This window comes from Serratia sp. CY32780 (assembly GCF_052169135.1).
In the GTDB taxonomy this organism is placed as follows: Bacteria; Pseudomonadota; Gammaproteobacteria; order Enterobacterales; family Enterobacteriaceae; genus Serratia; species Serratia sarumanii.
Map to the genome: position 1 here is coordinate 23061 of NZ_JBJNLI010000009.1, position 20311 is coordinate 43371.

A 20311-nucleotide genomic window follows, 5' to 3' on the forward strand; every position below is an offset into this window, starting at 1 on the left:
TTAGCTTTATCTCGCCACCGGCAGCAAACCGTTTTCCTTGATGCGATTGAGCACCACCGCCGTTTTGATATGCGCCACGCTTTTGTGCGGCGACAGCGTCTGGCTGATGAACTCGCTCAGCGCCGGCAGGTCCGCCACCGCCACTTTCAGCAGGTAATCGGCGTCGCCGGTGGTCTTGTAAGCGTCAAGAATGGCGTCCACGTCTTCCAGCATCTGATGAAAGCTGTCGATCTGCTCCTGCGCGTGCGTGATCAGGCTGACTTCGATCAGCCCCACCAGCCCCAGGCCGACCGCCTCCGGCGCCAGCCGCGCGTGGTAGCCGCGGATCAGCTGCGCCTGCTCCAGGCTGATGCGCCGCCGCGAACACTGGGAGGCGGAGAGCCCGACCAGCTCGCTCAGCTCCTGATTGGTCAGACGGCCGTTGGCCTGTAACAGCGTCAGGATTTTCATATCAAAATCGTCAATGTTGTACATAGCCACCTGTAAACTGTGTTAATAAATGTTGACGTTACAGCCTACCAGTTTTTTTACCGTTGCCGACGTCACACCCTGGCGCTTAAATCGCGTACAGCAGCAACGCCCGGCGTTTTCGCCGGTAAGCGGCATAAAAAACGGCTAACTCATGCAGGCAAACGACAATTAACGGCGAAGTAACGCAGAAAACCACGAATGTATAAAAAGGACGCCAGATGAAAAAGCTACTCCCCCTCGCGCTGATGCTCGCCGCCGGCGGCGCCGGCGCGCAATCCCACCTGGACAAGGTGCTGCAGCAAAAGACCCTGGAGGTCTGCACCACCGGCGACTACAAGCCCTATACCTTCCTCAAGGAAGACGGCGGCTATGAAGGCATCGACATCGATATGGCGGAGTCGCTGGCCAAGAGCCTGGGCGCCAAAGTGAAGTGGGTGAAAACCAGCTGGAAAACCCTGACGCCGGACTTCGTCGGCGGCAAGTGCGACATCGCGATGGGCGGCATCTCCGTCACGCTGGAGCGACAAAAACAGGTGTTCTTCGCCGACAAGCTGGATACCGACGGCAAAATCCCGCTGGTGCGCTGCACCGACGTGAAGAAATACCGCACTCTCGAGCAGATCAACAAACCGTCGGTGCGCCTGCTGGAGCCGGCGGGCGGCACCAACGAAGCCTTCGTGCACGCCTATCTGCCGAAGGCCAAGCTGACGCTGACGCACGACAACATGAGCATTTTCCAGCAGTTGGTAGACCGCAAGGCGGACGTGATGATCACCGACGCCTCCGAGGCGCTGTACCAGCAGAAGCGCTATCCGAAGCTGTGCGCGGTGAATCCGAGCAAACCGATGCAGTACGGCGAGAAGGCTTACATGCTGCCGCGCGACGATCTGAGCTGGAAATTGTATGTGGATCAGTGGCTGCACCTGGCCAAGGCGACCGGCGAGTATCAGAAGATTATCGACAAGTGGTTGGCGGTAAAGAAGTAACCCGCTGAGAAACGGGGCCGACGCGCGTCGGCCCCTGCTGCGCATCAGTCGCCGATGTATTCCATCGCCACGCGCTGCGTGAGCTTGGTGATCAGTTCGTAAGCGCTGATGCCGGTGCAGGCGGCGATGCGCTCGACCGGCAGCGCCTGGCCCCACAGCACCGCTTCATCCCCCACCTTATCAGCGGCGTCCGGCCCGAGATCGACCGAAATCATGTCCATCGACACCCAGCCGACGATTGGCACTTCGCGGCCGTTGATCAGGATCGGCGTACCGGTCGGCGCGCTGCGCGGGTAGCCGTCGCCGTATCCCATCGCCACCACGCCCAGCCGGGTATCGCGCGGGCTTACCCAGGTGCCGCCGTAGCCAACCGCTTCGCCGGCCTTGTGCTCGCGTACCGCGATCAGGCTGGACTTCAGCGTCATCGCCGGCTGCAGCCCATGCTCGGCGCCGCTGCCGTTATCCAGCGGCGACACGCCGTACAAAATGATGCCAGGACGCACCCACTCATTGTGGGCATCCGGCCACAGCAGCGTGCCGCCGGACGCGGCGACCGAGCGTTGGCCCGGTTTGCCGCGCGCGAACTGCTCGAAGCAGGCGATCTGTTTCAGAGTGGCGTCGGATTCCGGCTCATCGGCGCGGCTGAAGTGGCTCATGATATTGACCGGCTGCGCCACGTTGCGGCAGGCGCACAGGCGCTGATAAAACGCCTCCGCCTGTTCGGGGCGCACCCCCAGCCGATGCATGCCGGTATCGAGCTTCATCCACACCGGCACCGGGCGCGCCAGCTCGGCCTGCTCCAGCGCTTCGAGCTGTTCGATGCAGTGCACCGCGGTTTCGATGTTGTTCGCCACCAGCACCGGCAGATCTTCGGCACAGAAGAAGCCTTCCAGCAGCAGGATCGGTTTGACGATGCCGCCGGAGCGCAGCATCAGCGCCTCGCCGATGCGCGCCACGCCGTAGCAGTCGGCGTCTTGCAAGGTGTGGGCTGTTTCCAGCAGGCCATGTCCATAAGCGTTTGCTTTCACAACGGCAATCAGGCGGCTTTGCGGCGCCTGGCGGCGCACCTGTTGCAGATTATGTCGCAGAGCGCGGCGGTCGATTACAGCGGTTGCCGCTTTCATTTCAGTTCCTTAGCTGATTATTCGTCATCGTATTGTGGCCCCGCGTAGTTATCGAAACGCGACCACTGGCCGTTAAAGGTAAGGCGCACGGTGCCGATCGGGCCGTTACGCTGCTTACCGATAATAATTTCCGCGATCCCTTTCAGATCGCTGTTCTCGTGATACACCTCATCACGATAGATGAACATAATCAGGTCGGCATCCTGCTCGATAGAGCCGGACTCACGCAGGTCGGAGTTGACCGGGCGCTTATCGGCGCGCTGCTCCAGGCTTCGGTTCAGCTGCGACAGCGCCACCACCGGCACCTGCAGCTCTTTCGCCAGCGCCTTCAGCGAGCGCGAAATCTCGGCGATCTCCAGCGTACGGTTGTCGGACAGGGCCGGCACGCGCATCAGCTGCAGGTAGTCGATCATGATCAGGCTAAGCCCGTCGTGCTCGCGGAAAATGCGCCGCGCGCGCGAGCGCACTTCGGTCGGCGTCAGGCCGGAGGAGTCGTCGATGTACATGTTGCGCTTCTCCAACAGGATACCCATGGTGCTGGAAATGCGCGCCCAGTCCTCGTCGTCGAGCTGGCCGGTACGGATGCGCGTCTGATCCACGCGCGACAGCGACGCCAGCATACGCATCATGATCTGCTCACCGGGCATCTCCAGGCTGAAGATCAGCACCGGTTTTTCCTGGGTCATCGCGGCGTTTTCGCACAGGTTCATGGCGAAGGTGGTTTTCCCCATCGAAGGACGGGCGGCGACGATGATCAGATCGGACTTTTGCATGCCCGCGGTTTTCTTGTTGAGGTCTTGATAGCCGGTATCGACCCCGGTCACGCCATCGTGCGGCTGCTGATACAGCTGCTCAATGCGCGACACGGTGTCTTCCAGAATACGCTCGATGCCCTTCGGGCCCTCGTCTTTGCTGGCGCGGTTCTCGGCGATTTGGAAGACGCGGGATTCCGCCAGATCGAGCAGGTCTTCGCTGCTGCGCCCCTGCGGATCGTAGCCGGCGTCGGCGATCTCGTTAGCCACCGAGATCATCTCGCGCACCACCGCGCGCTCGCGCACGATGTCGGCGTAGGCGCCGATGTTGGCGGCGCTCGGGGTGTTTTTCGACAGCTCGGCCAGGTAGGCGAAGCCGCCGACCGAGTCCAGTTCGCCCTTTTGTTCGAGCGATTCGGACAGGGTGATGAGGTCGATAGGCTTGCTCATCTCCAGCAGACGCTGCATCTCGGTAAAGATCAGGCGGTGCGGGCGGCTGAAGAAATCGTTGGCGACCACGCGCTCCGCCACGTTGTCCCAGCGCTCGTTATCCAGCATCAAACCGCCCAACACCGACTGCTCGGCCTCCAGCGAGTGCGGCGGCATCTTCAGCCCTTCCATCTGACGATCTCTGGAACGCTCTCTGGTTTCGTCCGCGTTTGTTTTGTTGGTTGGTTTTTTTCCTGCCATGAAACGTAGTCTTTATCCGGTTGCGAATGAAGGATCCTGACGCGAGAGTATACGTGATTTTTGCGCCATAACCGATGCAAAAAAGGTATTGAACCCCGCACGGGCAAACTGGATCTCCGAGACTAAAAAGAATAGGGTGAAATCAGACACTCCAACGAGGTAACGATATGGCCAAGCGCATTCAATTCTCCGCCACCGGCGGGCCGGAAGTCTTGCAATACGTTGATTTTACACCACTCGATCCGGCTGCCGGGGAAGTGCAGATCGAGAACAAGGCGATCGGCATCAACTACATCGACACCTATGTGCGCAGCGGGCTGTACGCGCCGGCCAGCCTGCCGAGCGGCCTCGGCACCGAGGCGGCCGGCGTGGTGGTCAAGGTCGGCGCCGGGGTCAGCGCGATCAAACCGGGCGACCGGGTGGTGTATGCGCAGTCGTCGCTCGGCGCCTACAGCGAGATCCACAACGTGCCGGAAGAAAAAGTGGCGCTGCTGCCGCACAACCTCAGCTTTGAGCAGGGCGCCGCCTCTTTCCTCAAAGGGCTGACGGTGCACTATCTGTTGCGCCAAACCCACGAAGTGCAGCCGGGAGAAGTGTTCCTGTTCCATGCCGCCGCCGGCGGGGTTGGCCTTATTGCCTGCCAATGGGCCAAAGCGCTGGGCGCGCGCCTGATCGGCAGCGTCGGCTCCGACGAGAAGGCCGCCCTGGCGAAACAGGCCGGTGCCTGGGCCACCATCAACTACCACAAAGAGGATATCGCCCAGCGGGTGGCCGAGCTGACGCACGGCGAGAAGGTTGGCGTAGTGTACGATTCGGTGGGGCAAAGCACCTGGCAGGCCTCGCTCAACAGCCTGAAACGCCGCGGCCTGATGGTCAGCTTCGGCAATGCCTCCGGCCCGGTGACCGGCGTCGATCTGGCGCTGCTCAACCAGAAAGGATCGCTGTACGTCACCCGCCCTTCCCTCAACGGCTACGTCACTAACCGCGCCGAACTGCAGTACGCCAGCAACGAGCTGTTCTCGCTGATCGGCAGCGGCGCCATTCGGGTGGAGGTGAGAAACGAGCAGAAATTTGCGCTGGCCGACGCCCAGCGGGCGCACCAGGTGCTGGAAAGCCGCAGCACCAGCGGCTCCAGCCTGCTGATCCCCTGATAGCGGCAAAAGAAAAGGGCTCCTTGCGGAGCCCTTTCTATTACTGCGTTTTGTAGGGGTAGAGCAGAGTCCGCCAGAGACAGGGGGTTGCTTCAGCAACACGAATTTTGGTTGTCTCTCACGGTGATGAAATCGGTCGCATCACTGCATCGACCCACATCCTAACAGCCCCGTTCGGCAAAAAACACGCTTTATGTGCCACATCGCCGGGGAAAACTGCCAAGCTGTGATCGTTGCCGCATTCGCGGTGCGAAAAATTGTGCAAGTTTCAGTGTGACTGTCTGATTATTCAGCAAAAAATCAGTAACGCCTGGCCTGCGGTTTCTGCATCGCGCGGTAAATCCATACCCCGACCACCGCCAAAATCAGCCACGGCAGCAGCTTGATGACCACCGCGAACAACCCGCCCACCAGCATGAACGCCGCCGCCGCCAACAGCGCAGCGAAGATCCCCAGCAGCGAGATGCCGGTCACCATCAGCATCACCACAAAGCCAATGAGAAAGAAGATTTCCAACATGATTGCTCCTTTGCAACTCAACGTATCTGCTGAATGGATTACAAGAAGCGTGCCAGAATGGCGGAAGGGCTAACCAATTGAAAAGATGGGACAGGCATCCGTCAACGCGCCGAATGCCTGGCGAAAAAGACTAACTGTTGGTCAAAATTTTTGTGGGTTACGCCATTTCGACACGCGGCTGACGCACCAGCGCCAGCGCCTGCTCCACCACCCGCGCATCGGCGCCCGGCTTGTGGGCGTTCTCGCTCAGGTGGCGACGCCACTGGCGCGCGCCCGGCACGCCCTGGAACAAACCGAGGATGTGGCGGGTGATGTGGCCGAGATAGGTGCCGTTGGACAGCTCGCGCTCGATATACGGATACAGCGCTTCGACGATCGCCACGCTGTCCGGCACTGCGGTCTGTGCGCCGAACAGTTCGCTGTCGACCCGCGCCAGGATGCCCGGATTCTGGTACGCCTCGCGCCCCATCATCACGCCGTCCAGATGCTGCAGGTGCTGCCGCGCCTCCTCCAGCGTTTTCACCCCGCCGTTGATGGCGATGGTCAGCGCCGGAAAGTCCCGCTTCAGCTGATAAACGCGCGGGTAGTCCAGCGGCGGCACTTCGCGGTTCTCTTTCGGGCTGAGGCCGGAGAGCCAGGCCTTGCGCGCGTGAATGGTGAACATGTCGCACTCGCCGCGCCGGGCGACGGTCTCGATAAAGTCGCACAGGAAGGCGTAGCTGTCCTGATCGTCGATGCCGATGCGGGTCTTCACCGTCACCGGGATCGACACCACGTCGCGCATCGCCTTGATGCAGTCGGCGACCAGCGTCGCCTGCCCCATCAAACAGGCGCCGAACATGCCGTTTTGCACGCGATCGGACGGGCAGCCGACGTTGAGGTTAATCTCGTCGTAACCGCGCTGCTCCGCCAGTTTGGCGCAGTGCGCCAGCGCGGCCGGATCGCTACCGCCCAGCTGCAGCGCCACCGGATGCTCTTCTTCGCTGTAGGCCAGGTAGTCGCCTTTGCCGTGGATGATCGCGCCGGTGGTCACCATTTCGGTGTACAGCAGCGTTTCCTTGGTCAGCAGGCGGTGGAAGTAACGGCAATGACGATCGGTCCAGTCGAGCATCGGCGCGATGGAGAAACGATTGGCGGCGTAGGTTGGGGCGTGGTTGTCTTTCGTCATGCTGAGTTACTGGCTACCTGAGTCTGTCTGGGTTCAACGAACGGCGCGCGGCCGCAAACGGCTATTATAACGACAATCGGCGCCGTTGGGAAAACCGCCTTATCTGCGCCCTATTCCAACGCGCGGATAACCCGGCACGGCTGCCCCAGCGCCAGCACGTTGGCCGGGATGTCGCCGGTCACGATGCTGCCCGCGCCGATAGTGGTGCCGTCGCCGATGGTCACGCCCGGCAAGATCACCACGTTACCGCCGATCCACACATTGCTGCCGATGGACACCGGCTGCGCCGAGGTGCGGAAAGGGAAAGCCGGGTCACCGGTAAAGCGTTCACCGGCCTTCAGCGGATGACTCGGCGTGTAGATTTGCACGTTGGGGCCGATCAGCGTGTTGTCGCCGATGGTGATGGTATTGCAGTCGAGGAACACCGCATTGACGTTGATAAAACAGTTCTTGCCGATGCGGACATGTTGCCCGTAGTCGCACCAGAACGGCGTTTCGATCCAGCTCGCCTCGCCCCAGGCGCCGAACAGTTCGCCGAGCAGACGGTTTTTCTCGTCCGCCTGATGCGAATCCAGCTCGCCCAGGCTTTTGGTCAACGCTCTGGCCCGATGGTACATAGCAATCAATTCTTCATCGCGGCTGTTGTACACCTGGCCGCTTAACAGCTTCTCTCTTTCCGTCATCGCACAAAGCTCCTGCTCATCACGCGGGTGAAGCGCGTTATACCGCTCTCGCCCGCCGCTCTCCAGCGCTAAAACCGGCAATGTTGATTTGTCGCCCTGCGGCGGGGAAAAGTTGTGATGCATCTCTCTTTTAGCGCACTCTGCGCGCCTTTCCCTGCGCAATCCTCAGGGGAAAAGGGGGCAACTCTCGGCGATTCGCCGTAATCATGGTAAAATCGGCTTTTTTACGTACCGGGATATTTGCGATGAACTCAACCACCCAGGAAAAGCTGCTGGCGCAGGCGGAACGCCTCTGCCAACAACGCAATGTGCGATTGACGCCGCAACGGCTGGAAGTGCTGCGTCTGATGACTCAGCAACCCGGTGCAATCAGCGCTTATGACCTGCTCGATCTGCTGCGCGTCGCCGAACCGCAGGCCAAGCCGCCGACGGTCTATCGCGCGCTGGATTTTCTGCTGGAGCAAGGGTTTATCCATAGAGTGGAATCCGCCAACAGCTACGTGCTGTGCCACCATTTTGAACAGCCGATGCACACGTCCGCACTGTTTATCTGCGACCGCTGCGGCCAGGTGACCGAACGCACCACCGAAGGCGTAGAGGAAACGCTGCAGAAGCTGGCGCAGGAAGCCGGATTTGCGCTGCGCCACAGCGTGGTAGAAGCGCACGGTCTGTGCGCCGGCTGCGTGGAGGTTGAGGCGTGCGACAGCAAGCATGACTGCGCCGAACACGATCACAGCATCGCCATCAAGAAGAAGTAAGACGAAGTCAGGTACCTCCCTGTACCTGCGGCCGGGGCGCCAGAGGATGAGAGCGACGCCGGCCTGCGCTGGGCAAGCCGCCTTCAATGGCGGCCCTGCAAATTACCAGCGGTGTTTGGTGTGTTCTTCCCAGGCCTTCACCTCTTTCTCGGCCGCCTCTTTCTGGTAACCGTAGCGCTCCTGGATTTTGCCGACCAGCTGTTCGCGTTTCCCTTCGATGACCGTAAGATCGTCATCGGTCAGCTTGCCCCATTTTTCCTTCACTTTGCCTTTCAGCTGCTTCCAGTTACCGTCGGCTTGATCTTTATTCATAGTCTCTCCGTTAACCTGTGGTGAATCAGTGATCCCTGTCGCCGGCCGGGGTTAACCAGAAATTTTTCTGGCTGATGCTCCCTTCACCTTAAGGAGCACCGTTCCCCTTCATTTACCAGCCACATGATTCATTCTAGTTAAACGTGGAAATAAAAAAGCCAAAATACAGAACAAAAAACCATTAACTGACAAAATAAAAACAAAAAACGCCAGCAAACAACGAACTAACGCGAACGGGACCAGGCTGAAAACATGTAAGCAAACATGACATAAAACATAAGAAAAACTAACCATTACCCCAACAGAATGCCCGGGTTAATGTGCGGTAAACCAGCTGCCGCGCACCTGGTGGCGGTGCCAAATCCAGCCCAACGCCACGCCGCGCAACGTCAGAAACACCGCCAGCGCCAGCCAAAGCCCGTGGTTGCCAAGCAGCGGCACGCTGAACAGCGTCAGACCATACCCTGCCGCAGCTACCGCCATGCTGTTACGCATCTCGGCGCCGCGCGTGGCGCCGATAAACATGCCGTCCAGCAAATAGCACCACACCCCGACCAGCGGCAGAATGACCTGCCACGGTAAATAATGGGCAGCCAACGCACGCAGCTCCGGCAAGGAGGTCAACGCCGCCACGATCTGCTGGCCGGTAACGGCATACGCCAGGCCGAAGACCAACGCGACCAGCCCCGCCTGCCTGCAGGCCGCGTGCCACACCTTACGCAGTTGGCTATCGTCCCGGGCGCCGTAGGCGTGGCCTGAATGGGCCTCCACCGCATAAGCGAAGCCGTCGAGCGCATAGGCGGTGAACGTCAGCAGATTCATCAATACCGCATTGACCGCCACCACCTCGCTCCCCAGGCGAGCGCCGAAAATGGTCAGCGACGCAAAGCACAGTTGCAGCAACAGTGAACGCAGCATGATATCGCGGTTGAGCGCCAGCAGGCGACGCAGATCGCCGCGCCAGGCCTGGCGCAGCATCGGCAGGGTAATACCGCGCAGGCGCATCACCCGCCACGCCAGCCACAGGCCGAGCAACAGCGTGGCGTATTCGGCGATGGCGGTGGCCGCCGCCGCCCCTCGCACGTTCCAGCCCAGGCCCATCACCAGCCAGATATCCAGTACGATATTCAGCAGGTTGCCGACGATCAGCAGGATCACCGGCGCCCGCACGTACTGCACGCCGAGCAGCCAGCCCAGCAGCACCAGATTGGCCAGCGCCGCCGGGGCGCTGAGCCAGCGGATCTCAAGAAAACGCCGCGCCTGTTCCAGCACTTCGCCATCGCCACCGACGATCCGCAGCGCCAGTTCGATCAGCGGATAACGCAGCAGGACGATCGCCGCTCCGGCCAGCAGCGCCAACAGCAGCGGTTGCATAAAGGCGCGCGCCAGCGCCTGCGGGTTCTGAGCCCCCAGCGCCTGCGCCGCCAGGCCGGTGGTGCTCATGCGCAGGAACAACAGCAGCATGAACAGGAAGCTGGTCGCCACCGCGCCGATCGCCACGCCCCCCAGATAGATCGGGCTGTCGAGGTGGCCGATCACCGCGGTGTCCACCAGCCCGAGCAGCGGCACGGTAATATTGGAGAAAATCATCGGCAAGGCCAGGCGCCACAGAGCTTTATCGGTGTCGCTGGTAAAGGCGGAAATCAAGCGCATGATGAGACGTTCCCGTAGCGGTGGCGAATGGCAAGGTCAGAAACAAAAACGCCCCAGAACAGGGGCGATTGATACAGGAGGCGGCACTGAGGGTGCGACGATTAAATCCAGTCGCCGTTGCGGATCACGCCGACCGCCAGCCCTTCGATAGTGAAATTCTGCTGACGCAGATCGACCACGATCGGTTGGAATTCGTTGTTCTCTGGCAGCAGTTCAACCACGTTGCCGTGCTTTTTCAGGCGCTTGACCGTCACTTCGTCTTCGATGCGCGCCACCACGACCTGGCCATTGCGCACGTCTTGCGTTTTGTGTACCGCCAGCAGATCGCCATCCAGAATGCCGATGTCGCGCATCGACATGCCGTTCACCCGCAGCAGGAAATCGGCGCTCGGTTTAAACAGGGAAGGATCCACCTGGTAGTGCCCTTCGATGTGCTGCTGCGCCAGCAGCGGCTCGCCGGCGGCGACGCGGCCGATCAGCGGCAGCCCCTCTTCTTCTTCCATCAGCAGGCGGATACCGCGCGAAGCACCGGAGACGATTTCGATCACGCCTTTGCGTGCCAGCGCCTTCAGGTGTTCTTCGGCGGCGTTAGGCGAACGGAACCCCAGACGCATCGCGATCTCGGCACGCGTTGGCGGCATGCCCGTTTGCGAAATGTGCTCGCGAATCAGGTCGTAGACCTCTTGCTGTCTGGTAGTTAGTGCTTTCATTCCGCCCCCTGTTTGTTTATACAGTCTTGCTGTGAGTATATACAGGTAAGCGCGGATTGGGAACCGAAGATTAAATAAAAATCAGTCAGTAGGCGCTTTTCGTCAGCCGAAGTGCTGCCATAAGACCGTGCCCCAAACGAACAGCGCGAGCACGATCGCCAGCGACACCGCCGCCGATCCCATGTCCTTGGCCCGGCCGGACAGCTCGTGATGTTCGCTGCCGATGCGATCCACCACCGCCTCGATCGCGCTGTTCAGGATCTCGACGATCATCACCAGCGCTACCGATCCGATCAATAAAATGCGCGCTATCGCACCCACATCCAGCCAGACAGCCAGTATGATAGCCAGGAGGGTGACCACCAGTTCCTGGCGGAACGCCGCTTCGTGCTGCCAGGCGGCGGAAAGCCCTTTATAGGAATAGCCGGCGGCCTTGATGATGCGGGTCAGGCCGGTTGCTTGGTTTGCCATGTTTTCGTGCCTTTCTCAGAGGTCGGTCATAATAAAAAGAGTCTAGAACAGTCCGCGCTGACGGCTCTCGGTTTTCGAACACCACAGATCTGCTACCCGGTTTCTGGTATGCTTGCGGCGCATTGCTAACAAGAGGCTTCACGTTGTTATGTCAGGTTGGCGTAAAATTTATTATAAAATATTGAATTTACCACTTAAATTGTTGGTAAGAAGTAAGGTCATCCCTTCAGATCCGGTTACCGAGCTAGGGTTGGATCCCTCACGGCCGATTTTGTATGTTTTACCTTACAATTCCAAGGCGGATTTGCTGACGCTGCGCACCCAATGCCTGGCGCAGGATCTGCCCGATCCGCTCAACTCGCTGGAGATCGACGGCACCGTACTGCCGAGCTACGTGTTCATTCACGACGGCCCGCGCGTGTTCCGCTATTACACCCCGAAAGAAGAGTCGGTAAAGCTGTTCCACGACTATCTGGATCTGCATCGCAGCAATCCGGATCTCGACATTCAGATGCTGCCGGTTTCGGTGATGTTCGGCCGCTCGCCGGGCCGCGAAGGCCACGGTACGCCGCACCTGCGTCTGTTGAACGGCGTGCAGAAATTCTTCGCCGTGCTGTGGCTCGGCCGCGACAGCTTCGTGCGTTTCTCCAACACCGTTTCGCTGCGCCGCATGGCCACCGAACACGGAACGGATAAAACCATCGCGCAGAAACTGGCGCGCGTGGCGCGCATGCACTTCTCGCGTCAGCGCCTGGCCGCCGTGGGCCCGAGCCTGCCGGCCCGTCAGGATCTGTTTAACAAGCTGTTGGCGTCCAAAGCGATCGAAAAAGCGGTCGAGGACGAAGCGCGCAGCAAGAAGATCTCACACGAGAAGGCCCAGCAAAACGCCATCGCGCTGATGGAAGAGATCGCCGCCGATTTCTCCTACGAAACCGTGCGCCTGTCCGACCGCGTGCTGAGCTGGACCTGGAACCGGCTGTATCAGGGCATCAACGTCACCAACGCCGAGCGCGTGCGCCAGCTGGCGCAGGACGGCCACGAGATCGTCTACGTGCCCTGCCACCGCAGCCACATGGACTATCTGCTGCTGTCCTACGTGCTGTATCACCAGGGCCTGGTGCCGCCACACATCGCCGCCGGCATCAACCTCAACTTCTGGCCGGCCGGCCCGATCTTCCGTCGCCTGGGCGCGTTCTTCATCCGCCGCACCTTCAAGGGCAACAAGCTGTACTCGACGGTGTTCCGCGAATACCTCGGCGAGCTGTTCACCCGCGGTTACTCGGTGGAATACTTCGTGGAAGGCGGCCGTTCCCGCACCGGGCGCCTGCTGGAGCCGAAGACCGGCACCCTGTCGATGACCATCCAGGCGATGCTGCGCGGCGGCACCCGTCCGATCACGCTGGTGCCGATTTACATCGGTTACGAGCACGTGATGGAAGTGGGTACCTATGCCAAAGAGCTGCGCGGCGCCACCAAGGAAAAAGAGAGCCTGCCGCAGATGCTGCGCGGCCTGCGCAAGCTGCGCAACCTGGGCCAGGGTTACGTCAACTTCGGCGAACCGCTGCCGTTGACGGCTTACCTCAACCAGAACGTGCCGCAGTGGCGCGAGTCGATCGATCCGATCGAAGCCCAGCGCCCAAGCTGGCTGACGCCGACGGTCAACGATCTGGCCGGCCAGATCATGGTGCGCATCAACAACGCCGCCGCAGCCAACGCCATGAACCTGTGTTCCACCGCGCTGCTGGCCTCGCGTCAGCGTTCGCTGACCCGCGAGCAGCTGATCGAACAGCTCGAGTGCTACCTGCAGCTGATGCGCAACGCGCCTTACGCGCGTGACGTCACCGTGCCGACGCAAACGCCGGACGAGCTGCTGGATCACGCGCTGAACATGAACAAGTTCGAGGTGGAGAAGGACAGCATCGGCGACATCATCATCCTGCCGCGCGAGCAGGCGGTGCTGATGACCTATTACCGCAACAACATCCACCACCTGCTGGTGCTGCCGTCGCTGATCGCCAGCATCGTGATGCATCACCGCCGGGTATCGCGCGCCGAGCTGCTGCGCCAAATCGGCATGATCTATCCGATGCTGAAAGCCGAGCTGTTCCTGCATAACGACAAGGAACAGCTGCCGGAGGTGCTGCGGCCGGTGATCGACGAGCTGATCCGTCAACAGCTGATCTGCGACAAAGGCGACGAGCTGGTGCTGAACCCGGCGCGCATTCGCCCGCTGCAGCTGCTGGCCGCCGGGGTGCGCGAAACCCTGCAACGCTACGCCATCACCATGTCGATCCTCAGCGCCAACCCGAGCATCAACCGCGGCGCGCTGGAGAAAGAGAGCCGCATCATGGCGCAGCGTCTGTCGGTGCTGCACGGCATCAACGCGCCGGAATTCTTCGACAAGGCGGTGTTCTCCACCCTGGTGGCAACGCTGCGCGAAGAAGGCTATATCAACGACAGCGGCGATGCGATCCGCGAGCACACCCTCGAGGTGTACAACATGCTGAGCGATCTGATCACGCCGGAGATCAAGCTGACCATCGAAAGCGTCAACATGCCGGAAGAGACCAATGCCCTGCCGCAATCCGATGCGGAAGAAGAGAAAGACGAGTGATTTCGCCCGGCGCGGAAACACAAAAGGCACCCTCGGGGTGCCTTTTTTCTTGCGGAAGGGAAGCGTTACGTCGGCAGATAGCTCAGCGCGATGCCGATGAACACCACCAGCCCTACATAGTTGTTCTGCAGGAAGGCCTTGAAGCAGGCCTCGCGCTCGCGGCCGGCGATCTGTTTCTGCTGGTGAATGAACAGCGCACCCGCCAGCAGCAGTGACCAGTAAAACGCCCCGCCGAGCTGCGCCAGATAACCGACCCACACCAGCAGCAGCAGCGTCGCGAACTGCAGCAGCCCGACGATCAGCTTGTCATAACGGCCGAACAGGATAGCGGTGGATTTGATGCCGATCTTCAGGTCATCGTCGCGGTCGACCATCGCATACAGCGTGTCGTAGGCCACCGTCCAGCAGATGTTGGCCAGCAGCAGCAGCCAGCAGCTGAGCGGCAGCGATTCGCTGACCGCCGCATAGCCCATCGGAATGCCCCAGCCGAACGCGGCGCCCAGCACGAACTGCGGCAGGTTGGTCACCCGCTTCATGAACGGGTACGCCCAGGCCAGCGCCAGCGCCGCCAGCGACAGCCAAATGGTCATCGCATTGAGCGTCAACACCAGGCAGAACGAGACCAGCACCAGCACCACGAACAGCACCTTGGCCTCTTTCGCGCTCACCCGGCCGCTCGGCATCGGCCGCCCGGCGGTGCGTTTCACGTAGCCGTCCACCGCGCGATCGGCGTAATCATTCACCACGCAACCGGCGGCGCGCATCAGGAACACGCCGAGCACGAACACCAGCAAAATCGACAGCGGCGGCACGCCTTTCCCGGCCAGCCACAGCGCCCACAGCGTCGGCCACAGCAGCAACAGCGTGCCAATCGGTTTATCAATGCGCATCAAATGGCTGTAAGCCCGCCATTTACTTTGAATCACGCTTCCCTCCAAGGTCTTGCTCTCCTCTCTTATGCAGGAACCGCTGAATACAGCGGCGAAGCCGGTAAAAACAGTTCGGTCAGCAACAGCGGTTTGCCCGCCAGCCGCAGCCGTGAACGGCGCGCCCACAGCGCGTCCTGCCGGCCGATATGAATATAGTCGCGGGTCAGCTCGCCGCTGCTGAACAGGTAGCGCCCCAGCGGCAGCGTGCCCAGATCCACCAGCGCCTGGTCGGGGCCGGTCAGCGTATTTTCCGGGATCACCGTGCGCCCCAGCAGCCAGGGCTGGTCGTCGCCCAGCAGCACCACTTCGCGCAGCCAGTAGCGCGGGCTGTCGGGCAGGTGCTTCGCCTCGTCGCCCAGCGCCTCGCGCGTGACGAAGCATTCGCGCTGCGGTTCGACGCGCACCTGGGCGCAATGGCGTTCAAATCGGCGGGTCATGGAGCCTAACTCCATCAGCCAGTCGCTGACGGCGGCGGGCGCCGGAGGATCCTGTTCGGACAACCACTCCAGCGGCGGCAGGATGGAATCCCTGATGCCAGACATTGCTTTACTCCTCGCCTGAACCGCAGCCGGTACGGCGCGCCAGACGATACAAACTGTTAACAGGCTCCCATTGTAGCGCAGAAATGCGAAAGCGGCAGGCTGATTCGTGGCGAAAACGGCAGGCCTATCGGCCGGAAAAACCGGGGTTCTGTCATCTTTTTGCCATCCGTATTCTCTATCTTCGTTCCCCGGCACGATGACGATTCTGTGATCGCCTGCAAAGTTTCATCTTTGTCGCGTTGTTTTATCTACGCGCGTAGATACTCTGACACCGCAGCGTTGAATCGCCATGCGTCCGACATCATTTGTCGGCACACCTTTGTTGCCGGCACCAGGGAAACCATCTTTAACCGCGCCCCTCCAGGCGCAGAACAAAAGAGGATAGCACCGTCATGAGCGAAACAACGCTTGCCACTCCACAGACCGCCGACGCCGCGCTGGCGGCCGATGAACGCCTGGCAACCAAAGAGGGGCGCAGCCAATTTTGGCGCGCCACCTTCTCCTGCTGGCTCGGCACCGCCATGGAATACGTCGACTTCGCGCTGTACGGCCTGGCGGCCGGCATGGTGTTCGGCGATGTGTTCTTCCCCGAGGCCACGCCGCTGGTCGCTCTGCTGGCCAGCTTCGCTACCTACTCAGTCGGTTTCGTCGCGCGGCCGATCGGCGCGCTGGTGTTCGGCTGGATCGGCGATCGCAAAGGCCGCCGCGTGGTGCTGATCACCACCGTGGCGCTGATGGGCATTTCTACCACGCTGATCGGCCTGATCCCGTCCTATGCGCAAATCGGCGTCTGGGCGCCCACCTGCCTGGTGATCCTGCGCTTCGCGCAGGGATTCGGCGCCGGCGCGGAGCTGTCCGGCGGCGCGGTGATGCTGGCGGAATACGCGCCGGCCAAGCGGCGCGGGCTGGTGGCCTCGATCATCGCCATCGGCTCCAACAGCGGCACCCTGCTGGCGTCGCTGGTATGGCTGCTGGTGCTGCAACTCGACAAGGAAGATCTGATGAGCTGGGGCTGGCGCATTCCGTTCCTCGCCAGCATTCTGATCGCCGGGGTGGCGCTGTACCTGCGCCGTCACGTGCGCGAAACGCCGGTGTTCGAGCGCGAGCTGCAACAAAACCACCAGCGCATGCTGGACGCCGCTCAGGCCGCGCCGGACTCACGCAGCTACCTGCAGCGCACCAAAGCGTTCTGGGTGATGCTCGGCCTGCGCATCGGCGAAAACGGCCCCTCCTATCTGTGCCAGGGCTTTATCGTCGGCTACGTCGCCAAGGTGCTGATGGTCGATAAATCGGTGCCGGCGCTGGCGGTGCTGATCGCCTCGCTGTGCGGTTTTCTGGTGATCCCGCTGGCCGGCTGGCTGTCCGATCGCTTCGGCCGCCGCGTCACCTACCGCTGGTTCTGCCTGCTGCTGGTGCTGTACGCCTTCCCGGCGTTCTGGCTGCTCGACAGCCGTGAACCGGCGATCGTCATCTCGGTGATCGTGGTCGGCATGTGCATCGCATCGCTGGGGATCTTCGGCGTGCAGGCGGCCTACGGCGTCGAACTGTTCGGCGTGAAGAACCGCTACTCCAAGATGGCGTTCGCCAAGGAGCTCGGCTCGATCCTCTCCGGCGGCACCGCGCCGCTGATCGCCACCGCGCTGCTCTCCGGCTTCGGTCACTGGTGGCCTGTCGCCGCCTATTTTGTTGTAATGGCGGGCATCGGCTTAATCACCACCTTCTTTGCTCCCGAAACCCGCGGCCGCGATCTCAATCTGCCGCAGGATGCCGCGTAGCGAGAAGGCGAACAGGATCTCAATTTGGATAATCACTCCGCGCGACGCGTTACCCGCGCCGACGTGGCCCGCGTAGCGGGCACCTCCGTCGCCGTGGTCAGCTACGTGATCAACAACGGCCCGCGCCCGGTGGCGAAAGCCACCCGGCTGCGCGTGCTGGCGGCGATCGAGCAGACCGGCTACCGGCCGAACGACATCGCGCGGGCGCTGGCCTCCGGTAGCACGCAAACCTACGGGCTGGTGGTGCCGGATATTTCCAACCCGTTCTTCGCCACCCTGGCGCGGGCGCTGCAGCAGGAAGCCTTCAGCCGCGGCCGCGTGCTGCTGCTGGGCGATGCCGGCGACGATCGTCAGCGCGAGTATGAGCTTATCAACAACCTGCTGCGCCGCCAGGTCGATGGCCTGCTGTACACCAGCGTCGATCGCCACCCGTGGTTCGATCTGATCCGCGCTTCCGGCACTCCCTGCGTGATGATAGACACCATCGACAGCCAGGCCGGCGTTTGCGCCATCCGCGTCGACGAGCGCGACGCCGCTTGCCAGGCGACCCGCCATCTGCTGCAGCACGGCTATCGCGACATCGGCATTTTTATCGGTCCGCTGACCATGCTCAACGCGCAGGATCGCCTGAACGGCTGGCGCGATGCGCTGCTGGAGGCGGGCATCGCGCCACGCGACGCGTGGATTTTCGAAGCGCCTTACACCCGCCAGGGCGGTTACCAGGCCACCCAGCGCCTGGTGCAAGGCCCGCGCCCGCGCGCCGTTTTCACCTCCAACGAGCAGCAGGCGCTCGGCTGCCTGTCGGCGCTGGCGGAGCATGGGCTGCGCGCGCCGGACGATCTGGCGCTGATCTGTTTTAACGGCACACAGCAATCCGAATTCAGCGTGCCGCCACTCAGCGCGGTCGAGCAGCCGATCGACGCCATGGCCAAGCGGGCCATCGCCATGCTGGCCGCCGGTGCCGCGCCCGCCGAGCTGCATGAATTCGCTTTTCAACTGCGCATCCGCCGTTCGTGCGGCTGTTAGCGGTTTTTCAGGACACCTTATATGCGTTTAATCATTGATTGCGATCCCGGCAACGGCGTTCCCGGCGCCAACGTCGACGACGGCCTGGCGCTGGCCCTGGCGCTGGCAGCCAAACCGCAGCTGCAGCTGGAGTTGATCAGCATCGTGGCCGGCAACACCCCGCGCGAAGTGGGCTTCGCCGTCGCTACCGACCTGCTGGCGCAGAGCGGCTATCAGGTGCCGGTCGCCCTCGGCGCGGCGCGCGCCCTGAGCGAACCGCCGGAGCCGTGGCGCGCACACCTGGACCGCCCGATCGCCGATCCTAAGCTGGCGGCGCTGTGGCGTGACCTGCCCGCGCCCTCGCTGGCCAACGCGCCCGCGCCGGACGCCGCCATCGCCATCGGCGAACTGATCTGCCGGCATCCCGGCGAGATCACGCTGGCGGCGATCGGCCCGCTGACCAACGTTGCGCACGCCATGCAGCTTTACCCGCAGATGGCGCAGGCGGTGAAAGAGATCGTGATCATGGGCGGCGTGTTCAACGTTGAGGGATATATCAAGGACACCAATTTCGGCCTGGATCCGGAAGCGGCGCGGCTGGTGTTGAACAGCGGCGCCGCTATCACGCTGGCGCCGCTGGACGTCACCACCCAGACCATGCTGACCCAGGCGGATCTGGCCGCGTTGACCCAGCCGGATACCCCGCTGTGCCGCTATTTGCGCGCCACGACGCAGCCGTGGATCGACTATTCGCGCCATACGCGGCGCCTGCCGGGCTGCTGGATCCATGATGCGCTGGTGATCGCCTGGCTGCTGGCGCCGCAGCTGGTCACCACCGAGATGTTTCATGTGGATGTGGCGCTGGAAGGGGCGTTGACGCGCGGCAGCTCACGCCGCTGGCGGCCGGACAGCCTGCGCCTGACGGTCGGCATGCCGGCGCCGCAGGGCAAGCCGGTGCGCGTCATGCAGCAGGTGGACAACGCCCGTCTGCTGGCGTTGATCGGCGCAACGCTGGCCCGCGGATGAAAAAAGGTGCGCCAAAGCGCACCAATCATCGAGCCAGCATCGGCAGCGCCGGGTGTTACCCCTTGCCTTTAACGCTGCTGATAAACGTTTTACGCGCGGTGGTCGAGCCCAGTTTCTCGGCCTCATTCATCAGCTTCAGCGCCTTGTCGATATCGCCCGCCTTCACCGCCTGCTTGATGCCGTTATTGAAGTAGCTTTCGGTATCGTTGAGCATCGGCTCCGCCGGTTTCTCCGGCGCAGGCGCAGGCGCCGCCACGGCGGCCGGTGCGGTCGAGCCCACCACCACCGGCGCCACGGTCGGCGCAGGCTGCAGCATGCCGATCATCACGTTGCCGGTGCCCTGTTCCGCGGTCACCTTAAGCTTCAGCGTGCCGGTCGTCGCGTGGCCGGCGATCGGATCCGGGATATCCGGCACCGCGTTGCCCACGCCCTGCGCGTAGGCCTTGGCCGGGTTGGTCAGCTGCGTGGTTTTCGCCAAGTCCTGGTGGGTGGTGTACACCAGCAGGTAAATCTGTTTTTGACCGAGCGCCGGCGTCAGTTTCAGCGTGCCTTCGAGGCGATCGGAGGACATCGCCCCCGGCGGCTGATACGGGAAATAGCTGCTCGGGTAATACGCCGCCGGGCGCAGATGCTCATCCAGCACCAGCACGCTCGGCGCATAAAGCGAATTGTTTTTGGCGAGGCTGCTCAGCGTCACTTCCAGCGAACCGCGATCGGCCGGCAGCGTATAGGCGGCGATCGCCCCCTGAATTTCGCCCTGATTGAGCTGCGGGCTGACGGCGTCGAGCTTCACCTCTTGCGACACCGGCGGCTGCAGCGGCTGCCACGGCAGGCTTTGCAGCGTGGCGGCGCTGATGGCCGGCGCGACGGAAACGTTGGCTGGCGTCTCGGCGTTGGCCGCCAAAGGCGCGCCGACGGTCAGCGCCAGCGACAGGCAGAGTGACAGCAGATTCTTTTTCATCGTTATATCCT

Annotated in this window: 20 protein-coding genes; 7 read left to right on the forward strand and 13 right to left on the reverse strand. The window is 62.0% G+C overall.

Annotation, left to right across the window (positions count from 1 at the left end; translation table 11 throughout):
- Positions 1 to 6 precede the first annotated feature (6 nt).
- On the reverse strand, positions 7 to 474 hold the full coding sequence (locus ACJ8HH_RS23365; RefSeq protein WP_060443918.1) for an Lrp/AsnC family transcriptional regulator: 468 nt from the start codon (positions 472 to 474) through the stop codon (positions 7 to 9).
- Between the two features lie 215 nt (positions 475 to 689).
- Between ACJ8HH_RS23365 and ACJ8HH_RS23370 the strand changes: the two genes are divergently transcribed.
- Complete coding sequence (locus ACJ8HH_RS23370; RefSeq protein ID WP_060443919.1) at positions 690 to 1457, forward strand: transporter substrate-binding domain-containing protein; 768 nt, start codon at positions 690 to 692, stop codon at positions 1455 to 1457.
- Between the two features lie 44 nt (positions 1458 to 1501).
- Here the strand turns inward: ACJ8HH_RS23370 and alr are convergent, their stop codons facing one another.
- Both alr and dnaB read right to left on the reverse strand, forming a co-directional pair.
- Positions 1502 to 2581: an alanine racemase gene (gene alr, locus ACJ8HH_RS23375; protein WP_060452119.1), complete on the reverse strand. Its 1080-nt coding sequence runs from the start codon at positions 2579 to 2581 to the stop codon at positions 1502 to 1504.
- A gap of 17 nt (positions 2582 to 2598) precedes the next feature.
- Positions 2599 to 4023 carry a replicative DNA helicase gene (dnaB, locus tag ACJ8HH_RS23380; RefSeq protein ID WP_025160134.1) on the reverse strand — a complete coding sequence of 475 codons (1425 nt, stop codon included), beginning with the start codon at positions 4021 to 4023 and terminating at the stop codon, positions 2599 to 2601.
- A 167-nt stretch (positions 4024 to 4190) separates the two neighbouring features.
- Here dnaB and ACJ8HH_RS23385 point away from each other — a divergent pair, with 167 nt between their 5' ends.
- Positions 4191 to 5174: a quinone oxidoreductase gene (locus ACJ8HH_RS23385; protein ID WP_060430934.1), complete on the forward strand. Its 984-nt coding sequence runs from the start codon at positions 4191 to 4193 to the stop codon at positions 5172 to 5174.
- A 300-nt stretch (positions 5175 to 5474) separates the two neighbouring features.
- On the opposite strand, the gene pspG is transcribed toward ACJ8HH_RS23385, so the two are convergent.
- The 3 genes from pspG to ACJ8HH_RS23400 form a co-directional block, all read right to left on the reverse strand.
- The gene (gene pspG, locus ACJ8HH_RS23390; RefSeq protein WP_033636200.1) at positions 5475 to 5693 is read right to left on the reverse strand and encodes an envelope stress response protein PspG; all 219 of its coding nucleotides are present in this window, start codon (positions 5691 to 5693) and stop codon (positions 5475 to 5477) included.
- A gap of 157 nt (positions 5694 to 5850) precedes the next feature.
- Positions 5851 to 6861 carry a tRNA dihydrouridine(20/20a) synthase DusA gene (gene dusA / locus ACJ8HH_RS23395; protein ID WP_060428832.1) on the reverse strand — a complete coding sequence of 337 codons (1011 nt, stop codon included), beginning with the start codon at positions 6859 to 6861 and terminating at the stop codon, positions 5851 to 5853.
- A gap of 110 nt (positions 6862 to 6971) precedes the next feature.
- The gene (locus tag ACJ8HH_RS23400) at positions 6972 to 7544 is read right to left on the reverse strand and encodes a sugar O-acetyltransferase (RefSeq protein ID WP_033649710.1); all 573 of its coding nucleotides are present in this window, start codon (positions 7542 to 7544) and stop codon (positions 6972 to 6974) included.
- Between the two features lie 245 nt (positions 7545 to 7789).
- Here ACJ8HH_RS23400 and zur point away from each other — a divergent pair, with 245 nt between their 5' ends.
- Entirely contained in the window at positions 7790 to 8302 is a 513-nt protein-coding gene (gene zur, locus ACJ8HH_RS23405; RefSeq protein WP_015379223.1) for a zinc uptake transcriptional repressor Zur, read from the forward strand.
- 102 nt (positions 8303 to 8404) lie between these two features.
- On the opposite strand, the gene ACJ8HH_RS23410 is transcribed toward zur, so the two are convergent.
- From ACJ8HH_RS23410 to ACJ8HH_RS23425, 4 genes are all read right to left on the reverse strand, one after another.
- Entirely contained in the window at positions 8405 to 8614 is a 210-nt protein-coding gene (locus tag ACJ8HH_RS23410) for a CsbD family protein (protein ID WP_033636203.1), read from the reverse strand.
- Positions 8615 to 8929: 315 nt separating this feature from the next.
- Complete coding sequence (gene dinF, locus ACJ8HH_RS23415; protein ID WP_033649709.1) at positions 8930 to 10267, reverse strand: MATE family efflux transporter DinF; 1338 nt, start codon at positions 10265 to 10267, stop codon at positions 8930 to 8932.
- 101 nt (positions 10268 to 10368) lie between these two features.
- On the reverse strand, positions 10369 to 10977 hold the full coding sequence (gene lexA / locus ACJ8HH_RS23420; protein WP_004936736.1) for a transcriptional repressor LexA: 609 nt from the start codon (positions 10975 to 10977) through the stop codon (positions 10369 to 10371).
- Between the two features lie 102 nt (positions 10978 to 11079).
- A complete protein-coding gene (locus ACJ8HH_RS23425; RefSeq protein WP_015379225.1) occupies positions 11080 to 11448 on the reverse strand; it encodes a diacylglycerol kinase in 369 nt (122 codons plus the stop codon).
- A 148-nt stretch (positions 11449 to 11596) separates the two neighbouring features.
- Here ACJ8HH_RS23425 and plsB point away from each other — a divergent pair, with 148 nt between their 5' ends.
- Entirely contained in the window at positions 11597 to 14062 is a 2466-nt protein-coding gene (gene plsB / locus ACJ8HH_RS23430; protein WP_033649708.1) for a glycerol-3-phosphate 1-O-acyltransferase PlsB, read from the forward strand.
- A 65-nt stretch (positions 14063 to 14127) separates the two neighbouring features.
- Here plsB and ubiA read toward each other — a convergent pair whose 3' ends face one another.
- Both ubiA and ubiC read right to left on the reverse strand, forming a co-directional pair.
- A complete protein-coding gene (ubiA, locus tag ACJ8HH_RS23435; RefSeq protein ID WP_060452118.1) occupies positions 14128 to 15000 on the reverse strand; it encodes a 4-hydroxybenzoate octaprenyltransferase in 873 nt (290 codons plus the stop codon).
- 17 nt (positions 15001 to 15017) lie between these two features.
- Positions 15018 to 15533: a chorismate lyase gene (ubiC, locus tag ACJ8HH_RS23440; protein WP_033636208.1), complete on the reverse strand. Its 516-nt coding sequence runs from the start codon at positions 15531 to 15533 to the stop codon at positions 15018 to 15020.
- 392 nt (positions 15534 to 15925) lie between these two features.
- Between ubiC and ACJ8HH_RS23445 the strand changes: the two genes are divergently transcribed.
- Genes ACJ8HH_RS23445 through ACJ8HH_RS23455 form a run of 3 tightly spaced genes read left to right on the forward strand, consistent with a single transcriptional unit; the run spans position 15926 to position 19339 of the window.
- Positions 15926 to 17308, forward strand: a complete 1383-nt coding sequence (locus tag ACJ8HH_RS23445) for an MFS transporter (RefSeq protein ID WP_033654718.1) — start codon at positions 15926 to 15928, stop codon at positions 17306 to 17308.
- Between the two features lie 24 nt (positions 17309 to 17332).
- Positions 17333 to 18334: a LacI family DNA-binding transcriptional regulator gene (locus ACJ8HH_RS23450; RefSeq protein ID WP_060452117.1), complete on the forward strand. Its 1002-nt coding sequence runs from the start codon at positions 17333 to 17335 to the stop codon at positions 18332 to 18334.
- 21 nt (positions 18335 to 18355) lie between these two features.
- Positions 18356 to 19339, forward strand: coding sequence for a nucleoside hydrolase (locus tag ACJ8HH_RS23455; protein WP_039569666.1), 984 nt, complete (start codon positions 18356 to 18358; stop codon positions 19337 to 19339).
- A gap of 55 nt (positions 19340 to 19394) precedes the next feature.
- On the opposite strand, the gene malM is transcribed toward ACJ8HH_RS23455, so the two are convergent.
- Positions 19395 to 20300, reverse strand: coding sequence for a maltose operon protein MalM (gene malM / locus ACJ8HH_RS23460; protein ID WP_039569669.1), 906 nt, complete (start codon positions 20298 to 20300; stop codon positions 19395 to 19397).
- Positions 20301 to 20311: the final 11 nt, after the last annotated feature.

Bases quoted from the DNA above. Each gene is read 5' to 3' on its own strand.
- ACJ8HH_RS23365 (WP_060443918.1), bottom strand. From the start codon at position 474: ATGTACAACATTGACGATTTTGATATGAAAATCCTGACGCTGTTACAG.
- ACJ8HH_RS23370 (WP_060443919.1), top strand. From the start codon at position 690: ATGAAAAAGCTACTCCCCCTCGCGCTGATGCTCGCCGCCGGCGGCGCC.
- alr (WP_060452119.1), bottom strand. From the start codon at position 2,581: ATGAAAGCGGCAACCGCTGTAATCGACCGCCGCGCTCTGCGACATAAT.
- dnaB (WP_025160134.1), bottom strand. From the start codon at position 4,023: ATGGCAGGAAAAAAACCAACCAACAAAACAAACGCGGACGAAACCAGA.
- ACJ8HH_RS23385 (WP_060430934.1), top strand. From the start codon at position 4,191: ATGGCCAAGCGCATTCAATTCTCCGCCACCGGCGGGCCGGAAGTCTTG.
- pspG (WP_033636200.1), bottom strand. From the start codon at position 5,693: ATGTTGGAAATCTTCTTTCTCATTGGCTTTGTGGTGATGCTGATGGTG.
- dusA (WP_060428832.1), bottom strand. From the start codon at position 6,861: ATGACGAAAGACAACCACGCCCCAACCTACGCCGCCAATCGTTTCTCC.
- ACJ8HH_RS23400 (WP_033649710.1), bottom strand. From the start codon at position 7,544: ATGACGGAAAGAGAGAAGCTGTTAAGCGGCCAGGTGTACAACAGCCGC.
- zur (WP_015379223.1), top strand. From the start codon at position 7,790: ATGAACTCAACCACCCAGGAAAAGCTGCTGGCGCAGGCGGAACGCCTC.
- ACJ8HH_RS23410 (WP_033636203.1), bottom strand. From the start codon at position 8,614: ATGAATAAAGATCAAGCCGACGGTAACTGGAAGCAGCTGAAAGGCAAA.
- dinF (WP_033649709.1), bottom strand. From the start codon at position 10,267: ATGCGCTTGATTTCCGCCTTTACCAGCGACACCGATAAAGCTCTGTGG.
- lexA (WP_004936736.1), bottom strand. From the start codon at position 10,977: ATGAAAGCACTAACTACCAGACAGCAAGAGGTCTACGACCTGATTCGC.
- ACJ8HH_RS23425 (WP_015379225.1), bottom strand. From the start codon at position 11,448: ATGGCAAACCAAGCAACCGGCCTGACCCGCATCATCAAGGCCGCCGGC.
- plsB (WP_033649708.1), top strand. From the start codon at position 11,597: ATGTCAGGTTGGCGTAAAATTTATTATAAAATATTGAATTTACCACTT.
- ubiC (WP_033636208.1), bottom strand. From the start codon at position 15,533: ATGTCTGGCATCAGGGATTCCATCCTGCCGCCGCTGGAGTGGTTGTCC.
- ACJ8HH_RS23445 (WP_033654718.1), top strand. From the start codon at position 15,926: ATGAGCGAAACAACGCTTGCCACTCCACAGACCGCCGACGCCGCGCTG.
- ACJ8HH_RS23455 (WP_039569666.1), top strand. From the start codon at position 18,356: ATGCGTTTAATCATTGATTGCGATCCCGGCAACGGCGTTCCCGGCGCC.
- malM (WP_039569669.1), bottom strand. From the start codon at position 20,300: ATGAAAAAGAATCTGCTGTCACTCTGCCTGTCGCTGGCGCTGACCGTC.